Annotated in this window: 19 protein-coding genes; 11 read left to right on the forward strand and 8 right to left on the reverse strand. The window is 71.8% G+C overall.

What is annotated here, in order from left to right:
* Positions 1-20: 20 nt before the first annotated feature.
* The 4 genes from OG322_RS23015 to OG322_RS23030 form a co-directional block, all read right to left on the reverse strand.
* Positions 21-1,724: an LCP family protein gene (locus OG322_RS23015; protein WP_329306864.1), complete on the reverse strand. Its 1,704-nt coding sequence runs from the start codon at positions 1,722-1,724 to the stop codon at positions 21-23.
* Positions 1,725-1,773: 49 nt separating this feature from the next.
* Positions 1,774-3,555, reverse strand: coding sequence for an LCP family protein (locus OG322_RS23020; protein WP_266411862.1), 1,782 nt, complete (start codon positions 3,553-3,555; stop codon positions 1,774-1,776).
* A gap of 224 nt (positions 3,556-3,779) precedes the next feature.
* Positions 3,780-5,261 carry an LCP family protein gene (locus tag OG322_RS23025; protein ID WP_123459698.1) on the reverse strand — a complete coding sequence of 494 codons (1,482 nt, stop codon included), beginning with the start codon at positions 5,259-5,261 and terminating at the stop codon, positions 3,780-3,782.
* Positions 5,262-5,493: 232 nt separating this feature from the next.
* Positions 5,494-6,243 carry a TIGR03089 family protein gene (locus OG322_RS23030; RefSeq protein ID WP_123459697.1) on the reverse strand — a complete coding sequence of 250 codons (750 nt, stop codon included), beginning with the start codon at positions 6,241-6,243 and terminating at the stop codon, positions 5,494-5,496.
* A 138-nt stretch (positions 6,244-6,381) separates the two neighbouring features.
* On the opposite strand from OG322_RS23030, the gene OG322_RS23035 reads away from it, so the two are divergent.
* The 3 genes from OG322_RS23035 to OG322_RS23045 all read left to right on the forward strand — a co-directional run bounded on the left by OG322_RS23035 (position 6,382) and on the right by OG322_RS23045 (position 10,004).
* On the forward strand, positions 6,382-7,707 hold the full coding sequence (locus OG322_RS23035; protein ID WP_124284164.1) for a peptidoglycan recognition protein family protein: 1,326 nt from the start codon (positions 6,382-6,384) through the stop codon (positions 7,705-7,707).
* Positions 7,708-7,841: 134 nt separating this feature from the next.
* On the forward strand, positions 7,842-8,933 hold the full coding sequence (locus OG322_RS23040) for a nucleotidyltransferase family protein (protein ID WP_123459695.1): 1,092 nt from the start codon (positions 7,842-7,844) through the stop codon (positions 8,931-8,933).
* Positions 8,934-9,023: 90 nt separating this feature from the next.
* On the forward strand, positions 9,024-10,004 hold the full coding sequence (locus OG322_RS23045; protein ID WP_123459694.1) for a DNA-3-methyladenine glycosylase family protein: 981 nt from the start codon (positions 9,024-9,026) through the stop codon (positions 10,002-10,004).
* Between the two features lie 157 nt (positions 10,005-10,161).
* Here OG322_RS23045 and OG322_RS23050 read toward each other — a convergent pair whose 3' ends face one another.
* Genes OG322_RS23050 through OG322_RS23060 form a run of 3 tightly spaced genes read right to left on the reverse strand, consistent with a single transcriptional unit; the run spans position 10,162 to position 13,006 of the window.
* Complete coding sequence (locus OG322_RS23050; protein ID WP_124284163.1) at positions 10,162-11,478, reverse strand: coenzyme F420-0:L-glutamate ligase; 1,317 nt, start codon at positions 11,476-11,478, stop codon at positions 10,162-10,164.
* On the reverse strand, positions 11,475-12,431 hold the full coding sequence (gene cofD / locus OG322_RS23055) for a 2-phospho-L-lactate transferase (RefSeq protein WP_123459692.1): 957 nt from the start codon (positions 12,429-12,431) through the stop codon (positions 11,475-11,477). Before cofD ends, OG322_RS23050 begins: the two co-directional genes overlap by 4 nt.
* A gap of 44 nt (positions 12,432-12,475) precedes the next feature.
* A complete protein-coding gene (locus tag OG322_RS23060; RefSeq protein ID WP_123459691.1) occupies positions 12,476-13,006 on the reverse strand; it encodes a cysteine dioxygenase in 531 nt (176 codons plus the stop codon).
* A gap of 705 nt (positions 13,007-13,711) precedes the next feature.
* On the opposite strand from OG322_RS23060, the gene OG322_RS23065 reads away from it, so the two are divergent.
* From OG322_RS23065 to OG322_RS23075, 3 genes are all read left to right on the forward strand, one after another.
* The gene (locus OG322_RS23065; RefSeq protein ID WP_024494319.1) at positions 13,712-13,975 is read left to right on the forward strand and encodes a WhiB family transcriptional regulator; all 264 of its coding nucleotides are present in this window, start codon (positions 13,712-13,714) and stop codon (positions 13,973-13,975) included.
* 428 nt (positions 13,976-14,403) lie between these two features.
* Positions 14,404-18,357 carry a glycosyltransferase gene (locus OG322_RS23070; RefSeq protein ID WP_123459689.1) on the forward strand — a complete coding sequence of 1,318 codons (3,954 nt, stop codon included), beginning with the start codon at positions 14,404-14,406 and terminating at the stop codon, positions 18,355-18,357.
* A complete protein-coding gene (locus OG322_RS23075; protein WP_329306865.1) occupies positions 18,354-19,877 on the forward strand; it encodes a DUF5719 family protein in 1,524 nt (507 codons plus the stop codon). Before OG322_RS23070 ends, OG322_RS23075 begins: the two co-directional genes overlap by 4 nt.
* 50 nt (positions 19,878-19,927) lie before the next feature.
* Here OG322_RS23075 and OG322_RS23080 read toward each other — a convergent pair whose 3' ends face one another.
* Positions 19,928-20,356 (reverse strand): metallopeptidase family protein, encoded by a 429-nt coding sequence (locus OG322_RS23080; protein WP_123459687.1) that lies wholly within the window; start codon positions 20,354-20,356, stop codon positions 19,928-19,930.
* A 322-nt stretch (positions 20,357-20,678) separates the two neighbouring features.
* On the opposite strand from OG322_RS23080, the gene OG322_RS23085 reads away from it, so the two are divergent.
* From OG322_RS23085 to manA, 5 genes are all read left to right on the forward strand, one after another.
* Positions 20,679-21,059: a DUF3499 domain-containing protein gene (locus OG322_RS23085; RefSeq protein ID WP_123459686.1), complete on the forward strand. Its 381-nt coding sequence runs from the start codon at positions 20,679-20,681 to the stop codon at positions 21,057-21,059.
* Between the two features lie 114 nt (positions 21,060-21,173).
* Positions 21,174-22,574, forward strand: a complete 1,401-nt coding sequence (locus tag OG322_RS23090; protein ID WP_124284157.1) for a phosphomannomutase/phosphoglucomutase — start codon at positions 21,174-21,176, stop codon at positions 22,572-22,574.
* Positions 22,575-22,805: 231 nt separating this feature from the next.
* The gene (locus OG322_RS23095) at positions 22,806-22,988 is read left to right on the forward strand and encodes a Trm112 family protein (protein WP_018552946.1); all 183 of its coding nucleotides are present in this window, start codon (positions 22,806-22,808) and stop codon (positions 22,986-22,988) included.
* Between the two features lie 52 nt (positions 22,989-23,040).
* The gene (locus OG322_RS23100) at positions 23,041-24,177 is read left to right on the forward strand and encodes an SIS domain-containing protein (RefSeq protein ID WP_123459684.1); all 1,137 of its coding nucleotides are present in this window, start codon (positions 23,041-23,043) and stop codon (positions 24,175-24,177) included.
* A 155-nt stretch (positions 24,178-24,332) separates the two neighbouring features.
* Positions 24,333-25,541: a mannose-6-phosphate isomerase, class I gene (manA, locus tag OG322_RS23105; protein ID WP_329306866.1), complete on the forward strand. Its 1,209-nt coding sequence runs from the start codon at positions 24,333-24,335 to the stop codon at positions 25,539-25,541.
* Positions 25,542-25,628: the final 87 nt, after the last annotated feature.

The raw sequence follows: 25,628 nt of genomic DNA on the forward strand, positions 1-25,628 counted from the left end.
TCACCTGCGTCGAGGAAGCGTCAGCTCTCGCCGTCCCACCGGTAGACCGAGTAGACGTCCATGCAGTCGTCCTTGTCGGCGGCGTTGAGGTCGTCAGAGCCGTCCGGGAGATCGCCCGCCTTCGCCGCCGGATTCTTGTACGCGGTCCCGTCGCGCCAGTCCGCGCCGATGACCACGGTCAGCCCGCCCGCCTGCGGGTCGGCCTTGACCGCTGTATTCGGCAGTCCGAGTGCCTTGGCCACGGACAGCGCGTCGGACTTGCCCTGCTTGCCGTCCTCCTGCGGATACAGAACCACCGTGTCCTTGCGCGGCGCCGTGGTCTGCGAGGCGGCGGCCTGGCTGAAGCCCTTGCCCTGCAGGGCCTCGGTGACGCTCCGGGCCCGGCCGGACACGGGCGCCTGGCCGGAGCCCGTGCCGTTGACCACGCTCAGGCCGAGGGTCTTGGGCGCCGCAGCGGGCGGACCCTTCGGCTTCGCGGAGGCCGACGCCTTCGCGCCGGACTTGCCGTTCTTGTCGAAGGCCACGTCGTCACGGAGCATCTGCCACATCGTGTCGGCGGACTTCTCGACGGGAACGAGCCGGTCCCTGTCCTGCGACCACTCGACCGTCGGGATCGTCGTCATCGTGATGCGGTTGAGCGGCACGTTCTTGAGCTGCATCGACAGATCGAACAGCTTCTTCACCGTGCCGATCTCGTCGGAGACCCGGAGCGCCTTGGTGGCCGTCTCGGCCAGATTCATCAGCCGGCCGGCGTCGGACCACACGTTCTGCTCCTTGAGCGTGCGGAGCATCGAGTTCATGTACATGTGCTGTGCGCGGGCCCGGTTCTGGTCATTGCCGAACGCGTGCCGGGTACGCAGCCACTTCAGCGCGTCCTCACCCTTGACGGGCCACGTACCGGCGGGCAGCTTGAGGCCGGAGCCGCCGGGAACCATCCGGGTGGGCCGGTCCCACACGCCCGTCTTCACACAGACGTCGACGCCACCGATCGAGTCCGCCATCGCCACCACACCGGCGAAGTCGATCATCATCCAGTGATTGATGTAGACGCCGGTCAGCTTCTCCCAGGTGGTGAGGGTGCAGCCCGGACCGCCGCGCTGGAGCGACTCGTTGATCGGCTTGTTGTCGCTGGGGGCGAACACCTCACCGGTCTTGGAGTCCTTGCACTCGGGGATGTGGAGGATGGTGTCGCGCGGAATGCTGACCATCGAGGCGCTCTTCCGGTCCGCCGAGATGTGCAGCAGCATCTGGACGTCCGCCCGCGGCTTGTCACCGACGGTGTCCCGGCTGCCGCCGAGCTTCACGTTCGCCGCGCTGTTGCGGCTGTCCGAGCCGATCAGCAGGATGTTGAGGGGGGTCTCGCCGAGGGAGTTGGGCGGGGCCTCCTTGACGCCGCTGTCACCACTGCTGCGCTCGCTGCTGCGGATGTTGCTGTTGAGGTGCTGGTAGTAGAGGTATCCGGCGCCGGCCGTCCCGAGTATCAACACCGCCAGCGTGAGCGCTGTCCAGCGGTACACGCGCCGCCTGCGGGACTTCTTGGCACGATTGGCCGACTTGCCGCGCCGGTGGTGCGTACCGCTGTCACCGCCGTCATCGGCGGGATCGCCGGCAGGCGCCCGAGTGCCCGTACCGCCCTTCTCGTAGAGGCCGTCGTCCCAGCCGAGTTGACCGGCATGCCGGACCCGTGGTCGCGTTCCCTCCCCTGGTGTGCTGTTCCGTCCCACCGGGACCCCCCTGCTGCTCAGACTCGCGATATCGCGCGGTGACCCGGTGTCACTTGGCGCACTCTGCCTTGTCGGCACTGGCCTTCGGAATGTCGATCTTGGCCGGACCGGTGATGGGAGTGCCGGCGCCCTTGAAGTCCGCCCCCAGCGTCAGCACCATCGCCTGGAGACCTTCCGCATCGGCGGTGCCCTTCTTGAGCGCCGATCCGGGGAGCCCCATCATCGCGGCGAGTGCGCGGGCCTGGTCGGCCTGGTTCGGCGCGTACTCCAGCGTCGTCCTGGCGGCCTTCGCCGGGGCGTTGGACTTGTTCGTGGACTTGAGGACGCCCTTGGTGTTCTGCAGCCAGGTCACGGTCTGCTGGGCCCCGCCGGCGATCTTGCCGCCGTTGTAGACATCGACGCGTACGTCGGCGGCGGCGGCCTTGGTGCCCTTGAGGAGCGCGTCCTGCTTGCCCTTGGCCGCCTTCTTCTGCGCGGCCACCTCGGTCAGTGAGGTGTCCGCCTGCATCATCGAGAACAGCTGGGGCGCCTTCACCGGGTCCAGGACCACCGTGATCGGCTTGGGCTCGGCCGGGTTGTCGATCACCGGAAGCGTCACGAACGAGATGTTCTTCGTGTCGATCTTGGTGAGTTCCTTGGCGAGCGTGGTCAGCTTCGGCACGGAGCCGATGGCCTTGTCGACCGTCAGGGCCTTCGTGGCCGCGTCCGCCAGCTTGAACAGCTTCGTCGGGCTGGTCAGGGTGTCGTCCGACTTCATCTGCCGGATCATCGATCCGATGAACTGCTGCTGGACCTTGATCCGGTCCAGGTCGCTCTGATTGCCGAAGCTGTGCCGGGTCCGTACGAAGGCCAGCGCCTGCTCGCCCTGGATCTTGCTCGGGCCCTCCGGCAGGTCGAGGTGGGAGTCCTTGTCCTTGACCGCCCTGGCGAGGCAGACCTTGACGCCACCGACGGCCGTGGACAGTTCCTTGACCGCGTTGAAGTCGACCATCATGAAGTGGTCGACCTTCAGGCCGGTGATCTGCTTGACGGTTTCCATCGTGCAGCCCGGGTCACGGCCCTCCTGGCCGAGGCTGACGTTGAACCGGATGTTCTGGGTGCCCGGGATGACCTTCTCCGAGTTGTCCGGCTGCTTGGTCGTGCAGTCCGGGATGTCGGTGATGAGGTCGCGGGGGATGCTCAGCGCCGTGGCGTTGGTGCGGTCCTTGGAGACGTGGAACAGGATGTTGGTGTCGGCGTGGCCGGTACTGCCCTTGTCGCCGTAGCCCTCATTGCCCTTGCCGGTGCGCTTGTCCGTACCGATGACCAATATGTTCAGGGGCGCGTTGGCGGTGACGACGTCCTTGTTGCCGGCGTTGCCGATGTCCACGGAGTTCAGGTTGCCGTTGAAGTGCTGGTACAGCGCGTAACCGCCGACCGAGACTCCGACGAGCAGGAAGGCCATCACGCCGCCCGTCCAGAGCAGCGCCTTCTTGCGGCGGGCCTTCGGGGCCTTGCGCTTGCGGCGGCCGGCGCTGTTCTCGTTCGAGGACGAGGACGAGCCCGATCCCTCCTGGCCGCGGGCCGAACGGCGACCGCCCTGCCTGGGCACTTCGCGGCTCGGACCGGCACCACGTCCGGCGCCGTCGCGCGGGGAGTCCCGCCGCCGGCCGCCGTCCTCGCGGACGGCGTCTCTGCGCCGGGAGCCGCGCGGGGCCGAAGTGCTCGGGCTGCCGCCCGAATCCCCTCCGGATTGGTTCAGTCGCAGTTCGTAGTCGCCGGTGTCCGGGTTGAGGACCCATTGGTCTGCGGGATCGATGTTCTCCGCCCGCCCACGGCTTTGTGCATCCACGGTTGCTTGAGTCCTCCGTCGGTGCCACGCGAGGCGCCTTCCCCGATAAGGCGCTCAATCTTTCGCTCCGGAAGTGCTCGGCCCGAGGGCCGGTAGCAACCGGATCGCGTCACACTATCCGTCCAGTTCGGCGCCGAGCGATGGGCGTGACACATTCCACGCCCCTTACAAGCGGGCATTCTTCCCATTGCACGCCGAACGTTGATGTCCGCTTGGTAATTGCTTTACTGCTTGCACAGGTCGGTCGCCGCGTTGTTGCCCGAATAGGTGGGGGTGGGACTGGGGGCAGGGGCGCCCGCAGCACCCGATTTCCCGCCCGTGGGCCCCTTGCCGGACCGGCTGTTGCCGTCTTCGTCCTGTGAATGTTCTGAACCCTCCCCGTCGCCGCTGTTCTTGCCGTCGTCACCGTTGAGCTGATCTGCCGGAACCACCGCGAGTGGCTTGTCGTCGCGCAGTTGCTTGAAGAGCCGGTCCGCAGCGGGCTGTACCAGTTCGTCCCGGTTTCGGTTGGCGGCGTACGGCTGCCGGGGCACGGTCAGGAACTGAACCTTGTCCGTCGGTACGTTGCGCATGCCGCGTACCAGTTCGTAGAGGTCCTTCAGGGTGTCCAGCCCCGGGTCGGTGGTCAGCGCCTTCGTCGCCGCGTCCAGCACCGGGTAGAGCCGGGTCGGATTGAGCAGCACGCCGTTGCTCTGGACCTTGTTGACGAGCGCGCCCAGGAACTGCTGCTGGCGGTCCATCCGTTCGGTGTCGCTGCCGTTGCCGATCGACTTGCGGACCCGTACGTACCCCAGCGCCTGCTCGCCGTCGAGCTTCTGGCGGCCGGACGGGAGTTTGAGGTGGGCCGCGGTGTCGTTGATCGGCTCCTTGAGGCACATCTCGACACCGTTCACCGCGTCGACCATGTCCTTGAAGCCGTTGAAGTCGACGACCATGTAGTGGTCGATGCGGACGCCCGTCATCTTCTCGACGGTGCGGATGGTGCAGGCGGTTCCACCGAACTCGAAAGCCCAGTTGAACTGGGCGAACTGCGGCTTGCTGGCGGTTTTGTCCGGCTTGTGGCAGGCCGGGATGTTCGCCATCAGATCGCGTGGGATGGACATCGCGGTGGCGCTTTTCCGGTTCGCGGCCAGGTGCAGCAGGATCGTGGTGTCCGAGCGCTGGCTGCCACCGTCGTCGCGGCCGTACTTGCGGTTGTCCCCGGCCCGGCTGTCGGAGCCGATGAGCAGGATGTTCTCCGCGTCATGGACGACGGACGCGGGGCGCTCCTTCTCGTACGCCTTGAGCTCGGCGGCCGCGGAGGTGTCCGTCCTGATGTTGCCGTCGAGCTTCTTGTACAGCCACCAGCCGGTGCCCGCGGCGACGAGGACGACGAACGAGGCCCCGAGCGCGGTCCAGCGCAGCCAGTGCCGCTTGCGCTTGACGGTGATGCCGAGGGCCGGACCCGGCCCGGAGCCCGCAGGCGGCGGGCCGTTCGAAGAGCCGTCGCCCGGTCCGCTGCGCGTCTCGCCGCCCGGGGCGCTGCCGGGGGCACTCGCGGGGGTGTCCTGCGAAGCGCGCTCGGATGCGTCCTGCGCGGCGTTCTCCGAGGCGATTTCAGGCGCCGGCTTCTCGCCGCGCTCCGCATGGGGCGACCCGTCCGGCGTCTCGTCCCCGCCTGCGGCCGAGTTGTCGGGATCGGTCGGAGTGCCGCCACTTTCGGTCACGTCTGCGTCCATCCTTCACGTTCGGCGGCGCGATGGGCCGTCGGTTGCAGAAGTAGACGGCTGAACCTCACGCTTGGTTGTGCCTTGAGTGGTCTGTACCGCAGATCATGTACCGGAGTTGAAGCCCAGCCCGGAGGGCTCGGCCCACGATGGGCCGGACGGGTGGCCCTCGGACCGCTTGTCGTACCGCGGCGCCCCGCTGCCGCGCGGAGCGCCGTCGCGCAGGCCGCTGTCACACGGTCCGGGTGACCCGCTCGCTCTCGACGCGCTGCGCCAGACCGTCCTCGCCCAGCTCCCCGAGGTGCCGGCACAGGACCACGGAACCCCCGGTCGCCAGCGGCGCGAAGAGTCCGGCGCTGAGGCCGTCCCAGGTGTCGTACGAACGTCCCGAGAGCAGCCGCGATCCGGCGCCCAGGCCCAGCGCGGCACCGTCCTCGCGGGCCCGCGCGACCAGCTGCGCCGAGCTGAGCGCGATATCGTCCACGGTCAGCGCCGGGGCCTCCGGGTCCACCGGGGCGAACGGCGCGAACCGGTCGCCCTGGCCCGGCACCTCCACCGCGTAGTCCGAGAAGCCCTCGGGCGGCTGCGGGAACCTGCCGCCCATCGGGCGCAGCGCCAGCGCGATCCGCTCACCGCGGCAGGCCCGCGCCGCCTCCAGCGTGTCCGGTCCGGTGACGACGAGGTCGGCGGCAGCGGGGTCACCCTGCACCTCGGCGACGACGCCGACCGAGGAGCAGGCGAGCAGCCAGACCGCGGACTGCCAGTGGGCGGGGAGCAGCAGCGCGAGCCGGTCGCCGGGCTCCGCGGCGAGGTCGCCCTGCAGCAGGTTGGCGGTCTTGGCCACCCAATTGGCGAAGGTGGCCACCGACAGTTCGACGCGTTCTCCGGTGGCGTCGTCGTAGAAAGTGACCATGGGGCGGGCCGGGTCCGCGGCAAGCGCGGAACGCAGCAGGTCGGCAGGGGTGCGGTCGCTGGCGTTCATCCGCGCAAGGGTACGGGGCGGTGGCGGGCCGGGCCGGGTGCGGCGGGTACCTCGTACACCGGTTCGGCAGACGGGCCGTCAATTGCCGGAAGAAACACCAGTCGCCGGAGTTGTCTGATTGTGCCCAGGATCATCTGTATGCGTGCCTTCATTGCATCCTCCATAGGTGTCACCTGCGCGGCAGCCCTCGTGCTGCCGCTCGCCGCGCCCGCGGGCGCCGCCCCCGACACCCCCGCCCACTCGACCACCGCGGGCTCCGCGCCCGCCGAGGCGTCCGAGCCCGCCGCGCTCCCCGGTTCGACGCAGTCGCTGGCCCTGGCCCCGCTGTCCGCCACCTCCGCGCGGGCCACCGGTGAACCCGCTCCAGCGGCCGGACAAGGGCTGACCGAGCGCGACGTCCACGCGTTCTCGATGGTCGGCGTCGTCTGGGACGACGTGAACACCGAACTCCACGGCACCGCCCAGGTCCGTACCCGCTCCACCGGCACCGGCCGCTGGTCCGGCTGGCAGGACCTGGAGACGCACAATGCCGAGCACTCCGCCGACCCCGGCACCGCCGAACGCGAGTCGGGTGCCGTCCGGGGTTCCACCGCCCCGCTCTGGGTCGGCGCATCCGACGGCGTCCAGGTCCGGGTGAACCCCGAGGCCCCCGGCACCCGGGACGCCTCCGCCACCCCCGTACCGCTGCCCGCCGGGCTGCACCTCGAACTCGTCGACCCCGGCGAGGACCCGCAGGAGCTCCCCGCCACCGGCGCCGCCGGCGCCGACCGCGCCGCACCGGAGGGCGCCACCGCGCTCCCCGCCCTGAGCCGGTCCGCGACCGACGCGGCCGCCGGCTACGCGCCGGGCGCCAAGCCGTACATCGGGCCCCGCCCGCGCATCATCACCCGCAAGGGCTGGGGTGCCGACGAGAAGATCCGCGAACGCGCCTTCGCGTACACCAAGACCGTCAAGGCGGCCTTCATCCACCACAGCGCCACCGGCAACAACTACGCCTGCTCCCAGGCGCCCTCGGTGCTGCGCGGCATCTACCGGTACCACGTCAAGAGCAACGGCTGGCGGGACATCGGCTACAACTTCGCCGTCGACAGGTGCGGAAACATCTACGAGGGCCGGGCCGGCGGCGTGACGAAGGCCGTCATGGGCGCGCACACCCTCGGCTTCAACACCAACACCATGGGCATCGCGGTGCTCGGGACCTTCAGCAACTCCGACCCGCCCGCCGCGGCGGTCGACGCCGTCGCGGAGCTCACCGCCTGGAAGCTCGGTCTCTTCGAGGCCAATCCGAAGGGCAAGGTGAACCTGGTCTCGGCCGGAAGCAACAAGTACAAGAAGGGCAAGGTGGTCGAACTCAACGTCATCTCCGGCCACCGGGACGGTTTCGCAACCGAATGCCCCGGAGCACGTCTCTACAAGAAGCTCGGCACGACCCGGACCAGTTCGGCCCGGCTCCAGGGCCGCTGACGGGGAAGGAGACGAAGGGCGCCGTCGGCGCCCGGGGCCTGCTGCGGGCTGCTGACCAAGGACACTCCGTCCGGTCTGCATAAACTGGCCAGCCGAAACCAGGCCCGGCCCCAGCAGGAAGCAGAGACAGTGCTGTGACAGAGGCAAAAGAAGCGATTCTCCTGGTCGGCGGCAAGGGAACCCGGCTGCGCCCGCTCACGGTGCACACCCCGAAACCCATGGTTCCGGCAGCAGGCGTCCCCTTCCTCACGCACCAACTGGCGCGTGCACGGGCCGCCGGGGTCGAGCACATCGTCCTCGCGACGTCGTACCTGGCGGAGGTCTTCGAGCCGCACTTCGGTGACGGTTCGGAACTCGGCCTCCACATCGAGTACGTCACCGAACGCGAACCGCTCGGCACCGGCGGCGCCATCCGCAACGTCGCGGCACGGCTCACCTCCGGCCCGGACGAACCCGTCCTCATCTTCAACGGCGACATCCTCACCGGCCTCGACATCCGGGCGCTGGTCACCTCGCACGCCGACTCCGGGGCCGACGTCTCGCTCCACCTCACCCGGGTCGACGACCCCCGCGCCTTCGGCCTCGTCCCGACGGACGACACCGGCCGGGTCACCGCGTTCCTGGAGAAGCCGCAGACCCCCGAGGAGATCGTCACCGACCAGGTGAACGCGGGGGCGTACATCTTCCGCCGTTCGGTCATCGACACCATCGAGGCCGGCCGCCCGGTCTCGGTGGAGCGCGAGACCTTCCCCGGACTGCTCGCCTCCGGCGCCCATCTCCAGGGCATGGTCGACTCCACGTACTGGCTGGATCTCGGCACCCCGCAGGCCTTCATACGCGGTTCCGCCGACCTGGTGCTGGGCCGCGCCCCCTCCCCGGCCGTCCCCGGCCGGTGCGGCGACCGGCTCGTGCTGCCGACGGCCTCCGTCGCCCCCGACGCCAAACTCACCGGCGGTACGGTCATCGGCGCCGACGCCGTCATCGGCGCGGGCGCCAGGATCGAGGGCTCCACCGTGCTGGCGGGCGCGGTCGTCGAACCGGGAGCGGTGATCACGGACTCCCTGGTCGGAGCAGGTGCCAGGATCGGCAGCCGTACGGTGCTGGCCGGCGCGGTCATCGGCGACGGGGCCAAGGTCGGCGCCGACAACGAACTGCGCGACGGCATCCGGATCTGGTGCGGGGCACACCTGCCCGCCGCGTCGGTGCGCTTCTCCTCGGACGAATGACCGGGGCGAGCCACTCCTCCCAGGACACCCCGACTGGCCGGAATCAGCCGTACTCTCGACAGGCACCCCCGACTACCGAGGACCTCACCCGTGGCAGGACGATTCGCTCCCCGCAGCGCTCCGCACGCGGCCGTTCCGCGCCAGGTGACGACGCCCGAACCGGCGGCGCTGACCCGCGACTGGACCCCGCCGGGCCCGTTCGACCTGCGGCTCGTCCTGGGCCCGCTGCGCCGGGGCCCCGCCGACCCCACCTTCCGGATGTCCGCGGACGGCTCCGTCCGACGGGCCAGCCGCACCCCCGCGGGCCCCGGCACCCTCCATGTCGTCGTCCGCGACGGCCGGATCGAGGCGGCTGCCTGGGGGCCCGGCGCGTCCTGGCTGCTGGACCAGCTGCCGACGCTGCTGGGCGCGGCTGACGAACCGGAGGCCTTCACCCCGCGCCACCGGCTGCTCGCGGTGACCCACCACCGCCGTCCGGGACTGCGGCTGCTGCGCACCGGCCTGGTGATGGAGTCCCTGATCCCGTCGGTCCTGGAACAGAAGGTCACCACGGACGAGGCGTACCGCGCCTGGCGGCTCCTGGTCCGCAAGTACGGGGAGCCCGCCCCCGGCCCGCAGGAGTACGGCCTGTACGTCATGCCGGACGCCCGCACCTGGTCGCTGATCCCGTCCTGGGAGTGGCACCGCGCGGGCGTCGACAGCAAGCGCTCCGCGACGATCCTGCGCGCGGTCCGGGTGGCCCGCCGCATGGAGGAGGCGGCCGCCATGGAGCTGCCCGAGGCGATGGCCCGGCTCCAGGCGATCCCGGGCATCGGCCCCTGGACCGCCGCCGAGACCCTGCAACGGGCGAACGGCGCCCCGGACGCGGTGACGGTCGGCGACCTCCACCTGCCCGGCATCGTCGGCCACGCGCTGGCCGGCAACCGGAACGCAGACGACGAGGAGATGCTGGCCCTGCTCTCCCCCTACGAGGGGCAACGCCACCGGGCCACCCGCCTGATCATGCTCTCCGGCAACACTCCACCCCGCCACGCCCCGAGAATGACGAGAGGCGACATCGCCCGCCTGTAGGCCTCGGCAAGATCCAGCCCGCCCTCGCAGCCTGCTCGGCCATCTCAGCCCTCAACGCACGTTTCCGCCGGGCTTGGCCCAATCAGCCCGTCCGGCGATTGAGGACCGGGGTCCGGGGCAGAGCCCCGAAACCCACCCCTCACACACGGCCACAGCCTCACCGGACCGCGATAAACCCCTCCGCGTCACGGACCCCCCGCGCCGGAGGCGACACCGCGGCCCGCCCCACCGCCACCGCGCCCAACGGATCCCACGACGGGGGCAGCTCCAGCACCTCCCGCACGACATCGCGGCAGAACATCGTCGAGGACACCCACGCCGACCCCAGCTGCTCACCGGCCAGCGCGACCAGGAAGTTCTGGATCCCGGCACCCGCGGCCACCACGAACATCTCGCGCTCCGCCGCGTCCCGCCGCTCGTCCCCGTACGTGTGAGAGCCGTCCATCACCAGACACGGCACCACCAGGTACGGCGCCCGGCGCAGCACATCGCCCCGCCGCACCCGCTTGGCGACCGACTCCTCGCTCTTCCCGTCACGCCGCAGATCCGCGATCCACGCATCCCGCATCGCGTCCAGCAGCCGGGTCCGCGAGTCCCGCGACTCCAGCAGCACGAACCGCCACGGCGTCGTGTGGTGCGGCGCGGGCGCCGTGACCGCCGCGGCCACGGCCCGCCGCACCGCACCGGGGTCCACCGGGTCGTCGGTGAACTCGCGCACCGTGCGCCGCTGGGTCATCGCCTCCCGGACCGCCTCGGACGTCCCCAGCCGGAACATGTCGTCGGCCGCGACCCGCACCATCGCCCGTGCGCCCCCGGCACCGGCCGGGTCCACGACATGGCCGAGCCCGCGCACCACCGCCACCGGCAGCCCGTTCGCCTTGCCCTTGACCAGATCCCCGGCCGAGGCCAGTTCGTCGGCGGTGGCGACCACGGTCGCGCTCAGCGGATTGCCGTACGCGTCGCTCCCGCCCCGCAGATCGTCCAGCACCCGCACCCCGGCCGCCCCGATCGCGACATCGGTCAGCCCGTTGCGCCACGGGCGCCCGAAGGTGTCGGTGACGATGACGCCGACCTCGACGCCGAGCATGTCCCGCAGCCCCTCCCGGATCGCCCGCGCCGAAGCGTCGGCGTCCTCGGGCAGCAGCAGGACCGTTCCGGCGGGGGTATTGGAGGCGTCGACCCCGGCCGCGGCCATGACCAGGCCCTGCCGGTTCTCGACGATCCGCAGCGTGCCGCGCCGCGCCACCACCCGTACCGTTTCGGCGTCGATCGCCGCCTCCCGGTCGGTGGCCTCGACGATCCGGCCCTCCGCCTTGGAGACGATCTTCGAGGTGACCAGCAGTACGTCACCGTCGGCGAGGCCGGGCCCGGTGGCGGCGATCAGCTTCGCGAGATCGTCCCCGGCCCGGACCTCGGGCATCCCGGGCAGCGCCCACACCCGGAACGAGGGCGCGGCGTCCGGGGCCGCGCTCATGCCCGTACCTCTTCGGCGAGAACCAGCGCCTGTCGCGCCATCTCGGCGGTGGCGGCGACATCGGTCATCATCAGCGGTACGGAACGGCAGCGGATGCCCGCGGACTCCACCTCGTCCACCGAGCCCGCGTCCACGGTGTCGACGAGCCAGCCGTCGAGCAGCCCGGAGCCGTAGTGCTGGGCGACCGCCGCGGCCGTCGACTCGACGCCCACCGCGGCGAGCACCTTGTCCGCCATCCCGCGCACCGGTGCGTCACCGACGATGGGGGAGAGGCCGACGACCGGCACCCCGGCCTCGGCGATGGCCTCCCGGATACCGGGCACGGCGAGGATGGTCCCGACGGACACGACGGGGTTCGACGGCGGGAAGAGGATGACGTCGGCCGAGGAGATCGCCTCCAGGACGCCCGGCGCCGGCTTGGCCTGCTCGGCGCCGACGGGCACGATCGCCTGGGCCGGGACGGAGGCGCGCAGCTTCACCCAGTACTCCTGGAAGTGGATGGCTCTGCTCTCGCCGTCGACATCGACCGCCACATGCGTCTCGATCCGGTCGTCGGACATCGGCAGCAGCCGGACCCCCGGCTTCCAGCGCGCACAGAGCGCCTCCGTGACGGCGCTCAGCGGATAGCCCGCGCCGAGCATCTGCGTACGGACGATATGGGTCGCGAAGTCGCGGTCGCCGAGCCCGAACCAGTCGGGTCCCACGCCGTAGGCCGCGAGTTCCTCCTTGACGTGGAAGCTCTCGTCGGTCCGGCCCCAGCCCTGGTCCTCGTTGATGCCACCGCCGAGGGTGTACATCACGGTGTCGAGGTCGGGGCAGACCTTGAGACCGAACAGATGGATGTCGTCACCGGTGTTGCCGATCACCGTGATGTCCGCGTCGGGCGCGGCCTCCTTGAGGCCACGCAGAAAACGAGCACCACCGATACCGCCGGCCAGAACCACAATGCGCATGCGGACAGTTTGTCAGGCGAAGCGCGGTACCCGGCGGCGGGCCGTCAGACGGTGGCCGCGGCCGGGGTGCACTGGGCGGAGTGCATCGGCATGTCGGTCAGTCCGGGGTAGTAGATGTGCAGGCTGACCGCCGGTTCGAGGGAGTCGTTGACCACCTCGTGGACGTAGCCGGGGGCGAAGACGCGCTGGGCGCCGTGGCCCAGCGTCCGCTTTCCGCGGTCCGTACGCTCTGTCAGTTCGCCCTCCAGCACGGTCAGGACGCCGGAGGACAGGCCGTGGTCGTGCAGTCCGCTGCCCTGGCCCGGGACCCAGCTGAGCAGCCAGACGTCGTAGCCGAGCGGGGTCTCCCCTGCTCGATCGGCGCCGGGAGCCTGGGGAAAGCTGAGCAGCCGGTGGTACCAGCGGGTGGTGGCGTCGTACTGGACGAGCGGGGCCCACCGGGAGCGGTCACCGGCGATGGAGCGGGCGAGCCCGGCGAACTCCGCCACCGTGGCGGGGTGCTCACGGGCGGGGCGCAGGAGGTGCTGGACCTCAAGGAGGTCGCCGGCGATCTGGAGGTCGCTGTAGCTGTTCATGGGTGCGGTGGTTCCTCGGCAGGAGTGCACGGGAGTGCGGGTGCGGATGCAGGGGTGTCGCGAGACCACGGGGACCGGGTGACCAACGGCCGCGAGGCCGCACGGGAGGATCCGGGGGTCCGGGATGAGCTGCGTCTGGCTGGAGCGCGAAGGCTTCAACAGCTGAGACAGCTGGAACAGCAACAGCGAGCCTGGACAGCGCTGCGGAACCCACGGATGTGGGTGACGCGCATCGCTGAGGTCGCTGGCATGACATCAAGGAGAGCTGAAGGACCTCGGACTGTCAACCCAATGACCGATTTGGGGTCAATGTTTCACCTCATCCGGTTGTGCCGGGCGGAGAAAGGTTTGTTCAGCGCTCGCGGCGGAGATGTGGCGCAGCAGACGCACCCGCAAACGTGGTCGCGGCCCCGTGACCCGACTGTGATCTTGATCGCTTCGGTGATCGAATTGCAACGTGTCCCCCCTCCGGACAGTTTCCCTCTGTGACGGGTGGGTACACGACGAAGCCCATGGCAGATGTCAGGTTTTTGGTGATTTGAACACTTTCCGCATACCCTTGGTGCCGCAGAGTGAATACCGGGCCCAATAGCAGATCTGCGCTTGACTGGCACGAAGCTACACACTTGTAATTTCACTCGTGTCGTTCGGCCGATTCGATAACGGCCGCATCACGGGGACGCAAGAGACAGACGAGGGGCGCACATGACCGAGCTGTTCCAGCAACTGCTGGTCGAGGACGCGGACGAGGAACTCGGCTGGCAGGAGCGCGCACTGTGCGCCCAGACCGACCCTGAGTCCTTTTTTCCCGAGAAGGGCGGATCCACCCGCGAGGCCAAGAAGGTCTGCCTCGCCTGTGAAGTCCGGTCCGAATGCCTTGAGTACGCCCTTTCCAAGGACGAGCGGTTCGGCATCTGGGGCGGTCTTTCCGAGCGCGAGCGACGGCGCCTGAAGAAGGCCGCGATCTGACGCGCGGCAGCCGGGGCACCCGGGACACCGGGCCCGGAAGGGCCCGGCCCGTGGGTGCCTGACCCGAAGAGCCCGACCGGAAGGTGCCGGGCCCGAAGAGCCGGGCCCGAAGATGCCGGGCCCGAAGATGCCGGACTCCGGGAGCAGACCGTTCCCCGGCCCCGCTCGCCCGATGGCCCGCCGCCTGCACCCTGCCCGCAGGCGGCGGGCCATTGCCGTGCCCGCCGCTGCCGCCCCGGGCCCGGGGCGCCGCTCTCGGCCGCTGTGCCGTTGCCCTCGTTCAACCGCTCCGCGCGGCCCCGGTTGTCCGTACCGTTAGTGTGGGGCCCCGTCCGAGACGCGCCAACGACCCGACAGGGCGCGCGTGTACACCGATGCAGCCCCCGGGGGTACGTTCCCCCGGACCCGGCCGGAGGGCCCGTACCTCGATGTCCGTGCACAGCCATTCGACGGCGCCGTACGCGGCCGCCGCCGCCCCAGAGTTCCCCCGGCATGTCGTCACCGCCGTGCTCGTCTCCCACGACGGCGCGCGCTGGCTGCCCGACGCACTCGCCGGGCTGCTCGGGCAGGAACGCCCCGTGCAGAGCGTCGTCGCCGCCGACACCGGCAGCGCCGACGACTCCGCGCAACTGGTCACCGAGGCGCTCGGCGCCGACCGCGTCCTGCACCTCGCGCGACGTACGGGCTTCGGCACCGCCGTCGACGAGGCGAGCCGCACCGCCGGTGTCCTCACCCCGGACGACCTGCCGTACCTGAAGCGCCCCAGCGGCTGGGACCCGGTCACCAGATCCTGGCGCGACGACGCCTACGACCTGCCCGAACTGCCGCACGGCGAACCGGTGCAATGGCTCTGGCTGCTCCACGACGACTGCGCGCCCGATCCCGACGCACTCGCCGAGATGCTCCGCGTCGTCGACAACGACCCGCACGCGGCGATCGTCGGCCCCAAGCTCCGGGGCTGGTACGACCGCAGGCAGCTCCTCGAAGTCGGGGTCTCCATCGCCAACAGCGGGCGCCGCTGGACCGGACTCGACCGGCGCGAGCAGGACCAGGGCCAGCACGACCAGGTCCGTACCGTCCTGTCCGTCTCCACCGCGGGCATGCTGATCCGCCGTGACGTGTGGGAGGAGCTCGGCGGGTTCGACCGCAGGCTTCCCCTGATGCGCGACGACGTCGACCTGTGCTGGCGCGCCCACATGGCCGGCCACCGGGTGCTCGTCGCCCCCGACGCCGTCCTGCGGCACGCCGAGGCGTCCGCCCGCGAACGCCGCCCCATCGACTGCGCCGGTCGTTCCGTCTCCAGCCCGCACCGCGTCGACAAGGCCGGCGCCGTCTACACGATGCTCGTCAACGCCCGCGGCAAGCTGCTGCTCTGGGCGCTGCTCCGGCTGGTGCTCGGCACCCTGCTGCGTACGCTCGCCTACCTCGTCGGCAAGGTGCCCGGCCAGGCGCTCGACGAGGTCGCCGGACTCCTCGGCACCCTGCTGCGGCCCGGACGGATCCTCGCGGCCCGCCGCCAACGCGGCAAGGGCGCCATCGACCCGGCCGAGCTGCGCGGGCTCTTCCCGGCGCCCGGCGCCACCGTCCGCGCGACCGTCGAACAGGTCGCCGGGAACTTCGGCCGCTCCACGGAGGCCGAGACCGGCGGCTCGCGGCACGGCGCCGTCGAGTCCGGACCGGGCGGCGACGACGCCGACTTCCTGGAGATCGACCAGTTCGCCAAGTTGAAGCGGGTCGGGCGCAAGCCGGGCCCGGTGCTCTTCGCCGTCCTGCTCCTGGTCTCGCTCGTCGCCTGCCGCAGCCTCATCGGCGGCGGCGCGCTGGCCGGCGGCGCCCTGCTGCCCGCACCCGGCGACGTCTCCGAGCTGTGGGGCCGGTACGCGGACGGCTGGCACACCGTGGGCACCGGCGGCACCCAGACCGCACCGCCCTACCTGGGCGTGATCTCGGCCCTGTCCGCGCTGTTCCTCGGCTCCACCGGATTCGCGCTCACCCTGCTGCTGGTCTTCTCGGTCCCGCTCGCCGGGCTCACCGCGTACTTCGTCTCCCGCCCGCTGATCCCCTCGCGGCTGCTGCGGGCCTGGGCGAGTGTCGCGTACGCCTTCCTGCCCGCCGCGACCGGCGCCCTGGCGACCGGCCGGCTCGGCACCGCCGTACTGCTCGTCCTGCTGCCCCTGATCGCCCGCGCGGCCGTCTCCGCACACGGGATGCGCGGAGGCGGCAACAGCCGCGGCAGCTGGCGCGCGACCTGGGCGTACACCCTGCTCCTCACCCTCACGATGGCGTTCACCCCCATCGTGTGGCCGCTCGCCGTGGTCCTCGGCGTCGGTGTCCTGGCGCTGCGCCGCAACGACATCACGGCCTACGGACTCCGCTTCCTCGCCGCCGTCGGCACCCCGCTGCTCGTCCTGGCGCCCTGGTCGCTCTCGCTCCTGACCAGCCCCTCGTCCTTCCTGGAGGAAGCGGGCCTTCAGACCGGTACGGGATCGGCCTCCGCCCTCGACCTGCTCGGGATCAGCCCCGGCGGGCCCAAGGCGGCGGGCGGCGTCCTGCTGCTCGGCATCGTGCTCGCGGCGCTGGCCGCGCTGCTGCGCGGGGAGCGGCAGTTCGCGGTCCGGACCGCCTGGGCCGTCGCCCTGGTGGGCCTGGCCTTCGCCGGGCTCGCCAACGGTTCGGGCTGGGCGGGACCGGCCACCCTCGTCTACGGCGCCGCGCTCATCGCCGCCGCGCTGGTCGGCGCGGACGGTGCCCGGGTACGCGTCGCCGAACTCAGCTTCGGCTGGCGCCAGCCGGTCGCGGTCCTGATCGCGCTCGCTGCGGGGATCGCCCCCGTGCTGGCCGCCTGCGGCTGGATGATCGGTGGCGCCGCGGGCCCGCTGGAGCGGCGCGACCCGGTGCAGGTGCCCGCGTTCGTCGCCGAGGAGAGCAGCACCCGCGACCAGCCGCGCACCCTGGTGCTCGGCGGCACGTCGCCCTCCTCCGTCGCGTACACGCTCGTCCGTGGCTCCGGCGCACGCCTCGGCGATGCCGAACTGGCCGCGGCCGGCGGCGGCAACAGCCACCTCGACAAGGTCGTCGCCAACCTGGTCGCGGGCTCCGGCGCCGACCAGGGCAGCCAGCTCAGCGGCTTCGCGATCCGTTACGTCCTCGTGCGGGACGGGGCGCCGAAGCAGATGAGCCGGGTGCTCGACGCGACGCCCGGCCTCAGCCGGCTCAGCCAGCTGGACGGCAGCGCGCTCTGGCGGGTCGACCGCCAGGTCGCCCGGATCATGATCGTCCCGTCCGCCGCCGGTGACGAGCCGCTTCCGGTCGGCTCCCGCCCGGTCGAGGCACACACCAAGATCCCGGCGGGCGGCGCCGGCCGGGTGCTGCGGATTGCCGACGCCGCCGACCCCGGCTGGCAGGCCACGCTCGACGGCCGTGCGCTGACCCGCAAGACCGTCGACGGCTGGGCCCAGGGCTTCGATCTCCCCACCGAGGGCGGCTCGCTGGACCTCACGTACGAGACGTCCTTCACGCACTCCGCGTGGATCTGGGCCCAGGTCGCGTTCGCCGTGGTCCTGCTGGTCCTGGCCCTTCCGGGCCGCCGCCGGGAGATCGACGACGACCTGCCCGAGGAGACCGTGCCGGTCCCCGCCGAGCCGGTCGCGGGCGAGGGACGCCGGGCGCGCAGGCTGCGCGCGGCCGCCCAGGCGGAGGGCGAGGAAGGCGGCGAGGACGTCGACACGGGCGAGGAGCGGGCGGAGTACGCCCCGGCCCGGCAGACGGCCGAACCGGAACCGCCGGCCACCGACGACCATGATGTCTTCGTGCCCCAGCAGGCCGAGGGGGACACGGGTCAGTACGCGGCGGTGCCGCAGCAGGCCGAGGGGGACACCGGCCAGTACGCGGCGGTGCCGCAGCAGCACGGGGAATGGGACGCCCAGCAGTACCAGGGCACCGACTACCCGCAGTACCAGGAAGGCCAGTACCAGGGCGACCAGCACGGGGCCGGGCAGCAGCAGAACCCCGCCGGCGGGTACGACCAGTACGGCTATCCGCAGCAGCAGGGCGACTACACCGCGTACGGCCAGGGCCAGTACACCAACGCTCCGTACGACGCGGCGACCCCGCAGTACGACCCCCATGCCCAGTACGACCCCAACGCCCAGTACGGCACGGCCGATCAGTACGGCAACGCCCCGTACGACGCGACCGCGCAGTACGACCCCAACGCCCAGTACGGTGCGGGCCAGTACGGCGATCAGCGGCCGTACGACCCGCAGAACCCCGGCCAGAACCCCAACCACGCCCCCGGCCCCGGCGAGAATCCCGACGAGAACCCCGCCCCGGGCCAGAACCCGTGGCCGACCGGTAACGCATCGCGAGGCGAGTCCGAGTGAAGTCCACCAGCCTGTCCCTCATCGCGGGGGCCGTCGCCCTTGCCGCCGTCACCGGATTCGCCGCGCTCACCGTGCCCGGTGACGGGGGTGCGACGGAGGCCGGGGCAGCTTCCCGGCTGCCCGTGGAGCGGTCCAGCCTGCTCTGCCCGGCGCCCGGCCTCTCGGATCTCGCGGAGACCACGTACACGTCCTTCACCCCGGCCGCGAAAAGCGGCGGCGAGGCGGGCGCGGCCGAACTGAAGTCACCCACGGCCGCTATTAAGGACGACAAGAAGGACGACAAGGAAAAGGCCAAGGACAAGGGCAAGACGGCCGACTCGGACAAGCCCGTCGTCGCCCTCAAGGAGCCCGGCAAGCCGGCCACCGCCGACGTGTCCGGTTCGGACGCCCCCGCCCTCGTCGGCACCGCCACCGGCCGGCTGGCGCCCGGCTGGACCGCCCAGCAGACCACCACCGTCGAGGCGGGCGACTCCCGGGGCGTGCTCGGGGTCAGCTGCACGGCACCCGACACCGACTTCTGGTTCCCGGCCGCGAGCACCGCGAAGTCCCGCGAGGACTACGTCAACCTCACCAACCCGGACGACACCGCCGCGGTCGCCGACATCGAGCTCTACGGTCCGGACGGCACGCTCAAGTCCGATGTCGGCGAGGGCATCACGGTCCCCGCCGGATCCGGCGTCCGGGTCCTGATCTCGACCCTGACCAGCAAGGCGGCCGACGATGTGACCGTCCACGTCACCACCCGTACCGGACGGGTGGGCGCGGCCGTCAGGACCGCGGACAGCGAGACCGGCAGCGACTGGCTCACCGCCTCCGCCGCCCCGGCGGGCACCCTGGTGCTGCCCGGCATCCCGGCGGACGCGACCTCGGTCCGGCTGGTGGCCTTCGCCCCCGGCGAGGACGACGCGGACCTGAAGGTGCGGCTCCTCGGCAAGACGGGCGCGTTCGCCCCGGTGGGGAACGAGGATCTCCACGTCAAGTCGCGGATGACGGCCGGGGTGGACCTGAAGAACCTCACCCGGGGCGAGGCGGGCTCCCTGCTGCTGACCCCCGACCAGAAGGGCAGGGCCACCCCGGTGGTGGCCGCGCTGCGGGTGGTCCGGGGCAAGGGCGACAAGCAGGAGGTCGGGTACATCCCGGCGACCGGCCCGGTGGGCGCGCAGGCGACCGCGGCCGACAACCGGGCCAAGGGCTCGGTCCTCTCGCTCACCGCACCGGGCGCCGCCGGCACCGTGAAGGTCACGGCGTCCGCGGGCAGCAAGGGCGGCACCCCGGTCAGCAAGACGTACAAGGTCGCCGCGGGCACGACGGTCGCGGTCACCCCGCCGGTCCCGGCCGGCCTCAAGGGCACGTACGCGCTGACGGTCCAGACGCAGTCGGGCGGCCCGGTCCACGCCGCCCGCACGCTCACTCTTCCGCAGGACGGCATCCCGATGTTCACGGTGCAGACGCTGCCGGACGACGGCGGAACGGTCGAAGTACCGGCGGCCGAGCAGGACCTGTCGGTCCTGGACGACTGAACGCGGGCGAGTGGCGGGGGCCGGTGAACGCGGCCCCCGCCCCCGCCCCGTTACTCCTGCCCGTACCGCGGGTCGACCGACTCCGGGGCGAGCCCGAGCAGTTCCGCGACCTGCTCCACCACGACCTCGTGCACCAGCAGCGCACGCTCGTCGCGGTTCTTGGTGCGGATCTCGACGGGACGCCGGTAGATGACGATCTGGGCCGGCCGTTCCTTCTCGGCGGACAGCGCGTTCCCCAGCGGAACGGTCTCCTCCCCGGTGCTCGGCACATCGAGGACCACGAAGTCGACCTCGGCCAGCTGGGGCCAGCGCCGCTCCAGCCGCTCCACGGAATCCTGCACGAGATCACGGAAGCTGTCCGCCCGGCTGGCCGAGAGCGGCACCTGGGGCGGGGCGACGGGCCCACGCATGCCTCGGCCGTGTCGGTCTCGGCGCCGCGGTCGCGGCTCGGACGGGTGGGGCGGTACGGGGCTGTCCATCACCGACGCAGCGTAACGCTCCGCGGGGCGAGCGGACGGCGGCCGCCCGGGGAGGAACAGGCCTGTCCGCTCTTGAACAATCCGGCCACGAGGGAGCCCGTTTCAGGCCCCGCTCATGACCGTTGCCCTTCTGTCTCCTGACAGTTTCCGGGGCGAGTGGTGACCGGAATCGTTGCCGTGACGACCTGCGCCCTTCTGCTGCCGCGCAGGTCAGGGCAATTGCCCCGGAGGCGGCCGTACCCGAGGTCACAGGGCGACACGGTGGGGTGAGCTGAGGGAGAGTCGTCGCAGCCCGCTCAAGAGTGCGGTAGCGTCCAACATCGTGAGCCCTGTACGTCGCTGTTCGCGCACCGCGTGCGGCCGCCCTGCCGTCGCGACACTGACGTACGTCTATGCCGACTCGACTGCGGTCCTCGGCCCGCTCGCCACCTACGCCGAGCCCCACTGCTACGACCTCTGTGCCGAGCACAGTGAGCGGCTGACCGCGCCACGCGGCTGGGAGGTCGTCCGGCTCTCCGACCCCTCCGCGCCCGTCCGCCCCAGCGGTGACGACCTCGAAGCGCTCGCCAACGCCGTCCGGGAAGCGGCGCGTCCGCAGGACCGCGGCGACAGGCCCAGGGGCGGCGGCGGTCCTCGTACCGCGGATCCGGCGGAGGTCGCCCGCAGGGGCCACCTCCGCGTGCTGCGCTCGCCCGACTCCTGAGCCGGCGTCCGTCTCCCGGGCGCGAGCCGTGACGCTCCGCGTCCCCGGAGCACGGGGTGACCCGGGCCGCCGGGTAGTTTGGCGGTCCGAAGAAACCCTCAGGAGGACCGTCCCGTGACTGCAGACCTGTCGCAGCTCGTGAAGGCGTACGACGTTCGCGGAGTCGTGCCCGACCAGTGGGACGAAGCCCTGGCCGAGCAGTTCGGAGCGGCGTTCGTCGAGGTGACGGCCGCGGACGCGATCGTGATCGGTCACGACATGCGCCCCACGTCCCCCGCCCTGTCGGGAGCCTTCGCCCGGGGCGCGGCGGCCCGCGGCGCGGACGTCACGATGATCGGCCTGTGCTCGACGGACCAGCTGTACTACGCGTCGGGGTCGCTGGACCTGCCGGGCGCGATGTTCACCGCCTCGCACAACCCGGCGCAGTACAACGGCATCAAGATGTGCCGTGCGGGCGCCGCACCGGTGGGCCAGGACACCGGGCTCGCCGAGATCCGCACCCTGGTCGAGCAGTGGTCCGTGACCGGCACCCCGCAGCCGGCCGCCGCCTCCGGCACGATCACCGCACGGGACACGCTCACCGACTACGCCGCGTACCTGCTGTCGCTGGTGGACCTGTCCTCGATCCGGCCGCTGAAGGTGGTCGTGGACGCGGGCAACGGCATGGGCGGCCACACGGTCCCCACGGTCTTCGCGGGCCTGCCCGTCGACCTCGTCCCGATGTACTTCGAGCTGGACGGCACGTTCCCGAACCACGAGGCCAACCCCCTGGACCCCAGGAACATCGTCGACCTCCAGGCCCGGGTGCTGGCCGAGGGCGCCGATCTGGGCCTGGCCTTCGACGGCGACGCGGACCGCTGCTTCGTCGTGGACGAGCGGGGCGAGGGAGTCTCCCCGTCGGCGATCACCGCCCTGGTCGCGGCCCGGGAACTGGCGCGCAACGGCGGCCGGGGAACGGTCATCCACAACCTGATCACGTCCCATTCGGTCCCGGAGGTCGTACGCGAGAACGGCGGCACCCCGGTCCGGACGAGGGTGGGCCACTCCTTCATCAAGGCGGAGATGGCCGCACACGGGGCGATCTTCGGCGGTGAGCACTCGGCGCACTACTACTTCCGGGACTTCTGGAACGCGGATACGGGCATGCTCGCCGCCCTCCACGTCCTGGCCGCCCTGGGCGGCCAGGAGGCACCCCTCTCCGCCCTGGTCGCCCAGTACGACCGCTACACCGGCTCCGGCGAGATCAACTCCACGGTCGACGACCAGCCCGCTCGTACGGCGGAGGTACGAGCGGCGTTCGCCGACCGCGAGGGCGTGACCACCGACGACCTGGACGGCCTGACGGTCACGGCCCCGGACTGGTGGTTCAACCTCCGGGCCTCCAACACGGAACCGCTGCTGCGCCTGAACGTCGAGGCCCGCGAGGAAGAGACGATGAAGGCGGTACGGGACGAGGCCCTGGCCCTGATCCGGACGCCCGGGACCCCTGGTGCTCCCAGCCCCTCCGGCGTCTGAGGAGCGGGGTCCGGGCCGGAGCCCCGGTCACGGGAGGGGACAAGGTCCGCCGCAGGCGCCCCGCCCCCTCGCCCGTCGCATCGCGCCACACCGCACTTCCGCGCACCCGGCCAGGCCGCGCCCCCACCACCCCGGCGGTAGGCTGACGTCGCCCGACCCCTGAACAAGTACACAAGCACGATCAAGATCAAAAACAAGACGCGCCCACGCCCGCCCGAAGGGACCCACCCCATGCCGCTCGAAGCCGGCCTCCTGGAGATCCTGGCCTGCCCGGCCTGTCACTCCCCCCTCGACGACCGGTCGGCGGCCGACAGCCCCGAACTGGTCTGCACGGGCAAGGACTGCGGCCTGGCCTACCCGGTACGGGACGGCATTCCCGTCCTCCTCGTCGACGAGGCCCGCCGCCCCGCGTAACCGGGCCCCACACCCCGCACGGTGATCAGCGCGTGATCGGAGGACCGTCCCCATGCTCGACGAGTCGTTGCTCGACGCCCCGGAAGCCCTGGCCCGAGCCGACCGCCGCGGTCTGCTGCGCGGCGCCGCCGAGGCCGGGGCCAGGGTCCGCGCCGCCGCCCGGCACGCGACGGAGGCCGGAATCGCCGAGCTGAACCCGCAGGGCCGTCCGCGCGCCGTCCTGGTCGCAGGCTCCGGCACCGCCGCATCCGGCGTAGCCGACCTGATCGGCGCCCTCGCCGGGGCCTCCGCACCGGTCACGCGCATCCGCCCCACCGGCGTCGCCCCCGCCGCGGGCGCGCTGCGCTGGACGCTGCCCGGCTGGGCCGGCTCCCTCGACCTGCTGCTCATCGCCACGGCGGACGGCTCCGAACCCGGCCTGGCCCTCGTCGCCGAGCAGGCGTACCGCCGCGGCTGCACCGTCGTGGCCGTCGCGCCCCGGCAGTCACCGCTGCGCGAGGCGGTCGACGGCGTGCACGGCCTCGTCGTACCGATGGCCTCCGCCCCGCACGGCGAGTACGACGCCGAGACATCGGCCGCAGGCCCGGGCACCCTCTGGGCACTGTTCACCCCGCTGCTCGCGCTGCTCGACCGCGTCGGCCTGGTCACCGCGCCCCCGGAGACGCTGCAGAGCGTCGCCGACCGCCTGGACCGCACGGCGCAACGCTGTGGGCCCGCCATTGCCACGTACAGCAATCCGGCCAAGACCCTGGCCGCCGAACTCGCGGACAGCCTCCCTCTCGTCTGGACCGAGGGCGAGGCCGCGGCCCCGGTCGGACGCCGCTTCGCCGCGGTCCTGGCCGAGCTCTCGGGCCGCCCCGCCCTCGCGGCCGAACTCCCCGAGGCGCTTCCCGCCCACGGGGGACTGCTGGCCGGGGCCTTCGCCGCCGGAGCGGACCCCGACGAGTTCTTCCGCGACCGGGTCGACGAGCCGGAGGCCCTGCACGCCCGGGTCGTCCTGCTCCGGGACCGGCCCACCGGCGGCCTGAGCGCGGCCCCCGCGGCCCGCGAACTCGCCCTGGGGCACGAGACGGCGATCAGCGAACTCGAACCGGAGGAGGGCAGCACACTCGAAGCCCTCGCCGAACTCCTCGCGGTCACCGACTTCGCGGCCGTCTACCTGGCCCTCGCCTCGGAAGCCCGCGTCTGAACCACCACGCCGCAGCACAGCGGGACACCGGACTTCACGCCCGCCGCAGGGCCCACACACTTCCGGAGCTCTCCCCCCTGAGCTCCGGGCACCCCCGAGTTCCACGCCGCACCCAACAAGATCCACGCATCCCACAAAGCACGAGGACGAACTCCATGGACCGGCTCTCCAACACCGTGCGCCCGTACGCCTGGGGCTCCACCACAGCCATCCCCGCCCTGCTGGGTGTCGCCCCCACCGGCGAACCCCAGGCCGAGATGTGGATGGGCGCCCATCCCGGAGCCCCCTCCCGGATATCCCGCCCCGGCCCCGGCACCCCGCCCGACGCGAGGCCCGGCACCCCGCAGCCCACCACCGAGCACCCCCTCACCGACGTGATCGCCGCCGACCCCGTCGGTGAACTCGGCCCGGCCACCGTCGAGAAGTTCGGCCCCCGCCTCCCCTTCCTCCTCAAGCTGCTCGCCGCCGGAGCCCCGCTCTCCCTCCAGGTCCACCCCGACCTCGCCCAGGCGCAGCAGGGTTACGCGGACGAGGAGCGCCGGTCCGTCCCGATCGACGCCCCCCACCGCACGTACAAGGACGCCAACCACAAGCCCGAACTGATCTGCGCCCTCACCCCCTTCGACGGGCTGTGCGGCTTCCGCCGGCCCACCGAGGCGGCGGAGGCGATGGAGGGGCTGGGCGTCGACTCCCTCAAGCCGTACGCCGATCTGCTCCGCGCCCACCCGGAGGAGGCCGCGCTGCGCGAGGTCCTCACGGCGATCCTCACCGCGGACCCGGCACGGATGGCGGAGACGGTGACCGCCGCGGCAGCCGCCGCGGAACGGCTCGGCGGCGCGTACGCCCCGTACGCGCGCATCGCCCACCACTTCCCGGGCGACGCGGGCGTCATCGCGGCCATGCTGCTGAACTACGTGCAACTCCAGCCCGGTGAGGCGCTGTTCCTCGGCGCCGGAGTCCCGCACGCCTACCTCGACGGCCTCGGCGTCGAAATCATGGCCAACTCGGACAACGTGCTGCGCTGCGGACTGACGCCCAAGCACATCGACGTACCCGAGCTCCTGCGCATCGTCCGTTTCGAGGCGACCGATCCCGGGATCCTGCGCCCCGAGGCCTCCCCGTCCGGTGAGGAGCTGTACGAGACGCCGGTCGACGAGTTCCGGCTCTCCCGCTTCGACCTCTCACCGGGCGCCGACCCCGTCGACGTGACCGCGGCCACCCCCCAGATCCTGCTCTGCACGGCGGGCGCGCCACGGGCCGGCGAACTCGGCCTCGTACCCGGCGACTCGGTCTTCGTACCGGCCGGGGAGAAGGCCGAAGTGTCCGGTGCGGGCACGCTGTTCCGTGCCACTGTGGTGGCCTGACGTACCGTCCGCACCATGGACTGCAACAATGTCCGGCCGTACCGCGGCTGCCGGAGCCGCAGCACCCAACGAAGGGACACCAGGCAC

It is taken from the genome of Streptomyces sp. NBC_01260 (genome assembly GCF_036226405.1).
GTDB lineage: Bacteria > Actinomycetota > Actinomycetes > Streptomycetales > Streptomycetaceae > Streptomyces > Streptomyces laculatispora.

What these genes read in the sequence shown, in the direction of transcription:
- OG322_RS23030 (WP_123459697.1), bottom strand. Translation starts at nt 6,243, where the DNA reads ATGAACGCCAGCGACCGCACCCCTGCCGACCTGCTGCGTTCCGCGCTT.
- OG322_RS23035 (WP_124284164.1), top strand. Translation starts at nt 6,382, where the DNA reads ATGCGTGCCTTCATTGCATCCTCCATAGGTGTCACCTGCGCGGCAGCC.
- OG322_RS23050 (WP_124284163.1), bottom strand. Translation starts at nt 11,478, where the DNA reads ATGAGCGCGGCCCCGGACGCCGCGCCCTCGTTCCGGGTGTGGGCGCTG.
- cofD (WP_123459692.1), bottom strand. Translation starts at nt 12,431, where the DNA reads ATGCGCATTGTGGTTCTGGCCGGCGGTATCGGTGGTGCTCGTTTTCTG.
- OG322_RS23060 (WP_123459691.1), bottom strand. Translation starts at nt 13,006, where the DNA reads ATGAACAGCTACAGCGACCTCCAGATCGCCGGCGACCTCCTTGAGGTC.
- OG322_RS23065 (WP_024494319.1), top strand. Translation starts at nt 13,712, where the DNA reads ATGACCGAGCTGTTCCAGCAACTGCTGGTCGAGGACGCGGACGAGGAA.
- OG322_RS23070 (WP_123459689.1), top strand. Translation starts at nt 14,404, where the DNA reads ATGTCCGTGCACAGCCATTCGACGGCGCCGTACGCGGCCGCCGCCGCC.
- OG322_RS23080 (WP_123459687.1), bottom strand. Translation starts at nt 20,356, where the DNA reads ATGGACAGCCCCGTACCGCCCCACCCGTCCGAGCCGCGACCGCGGCGC.
- OG322_RS23095 (WP_018552946.1), top strand. Translation starts at nt 22,806, where the DNA reads ATGCCGCTCGAAGCCGGCCTCCTGGAGATCCTGGCCTGCCCGGCCTGT.
- OG322_RS23100 (WP_123459684.1), top strand. Translation starts at nt 23,041, where the DNA reads ATGCTCGACGAGTCGTTGCTCGACGCCCCGGAAGCCCTGGCCCGAGCC.
- manA (WP_329306866.1), top strand. Translation starts at nt 24,333, where the DNA reads ATGGACCGGCTCTCCAACACCGTGCGCCCGTACGCCTGGGGCTCCACC.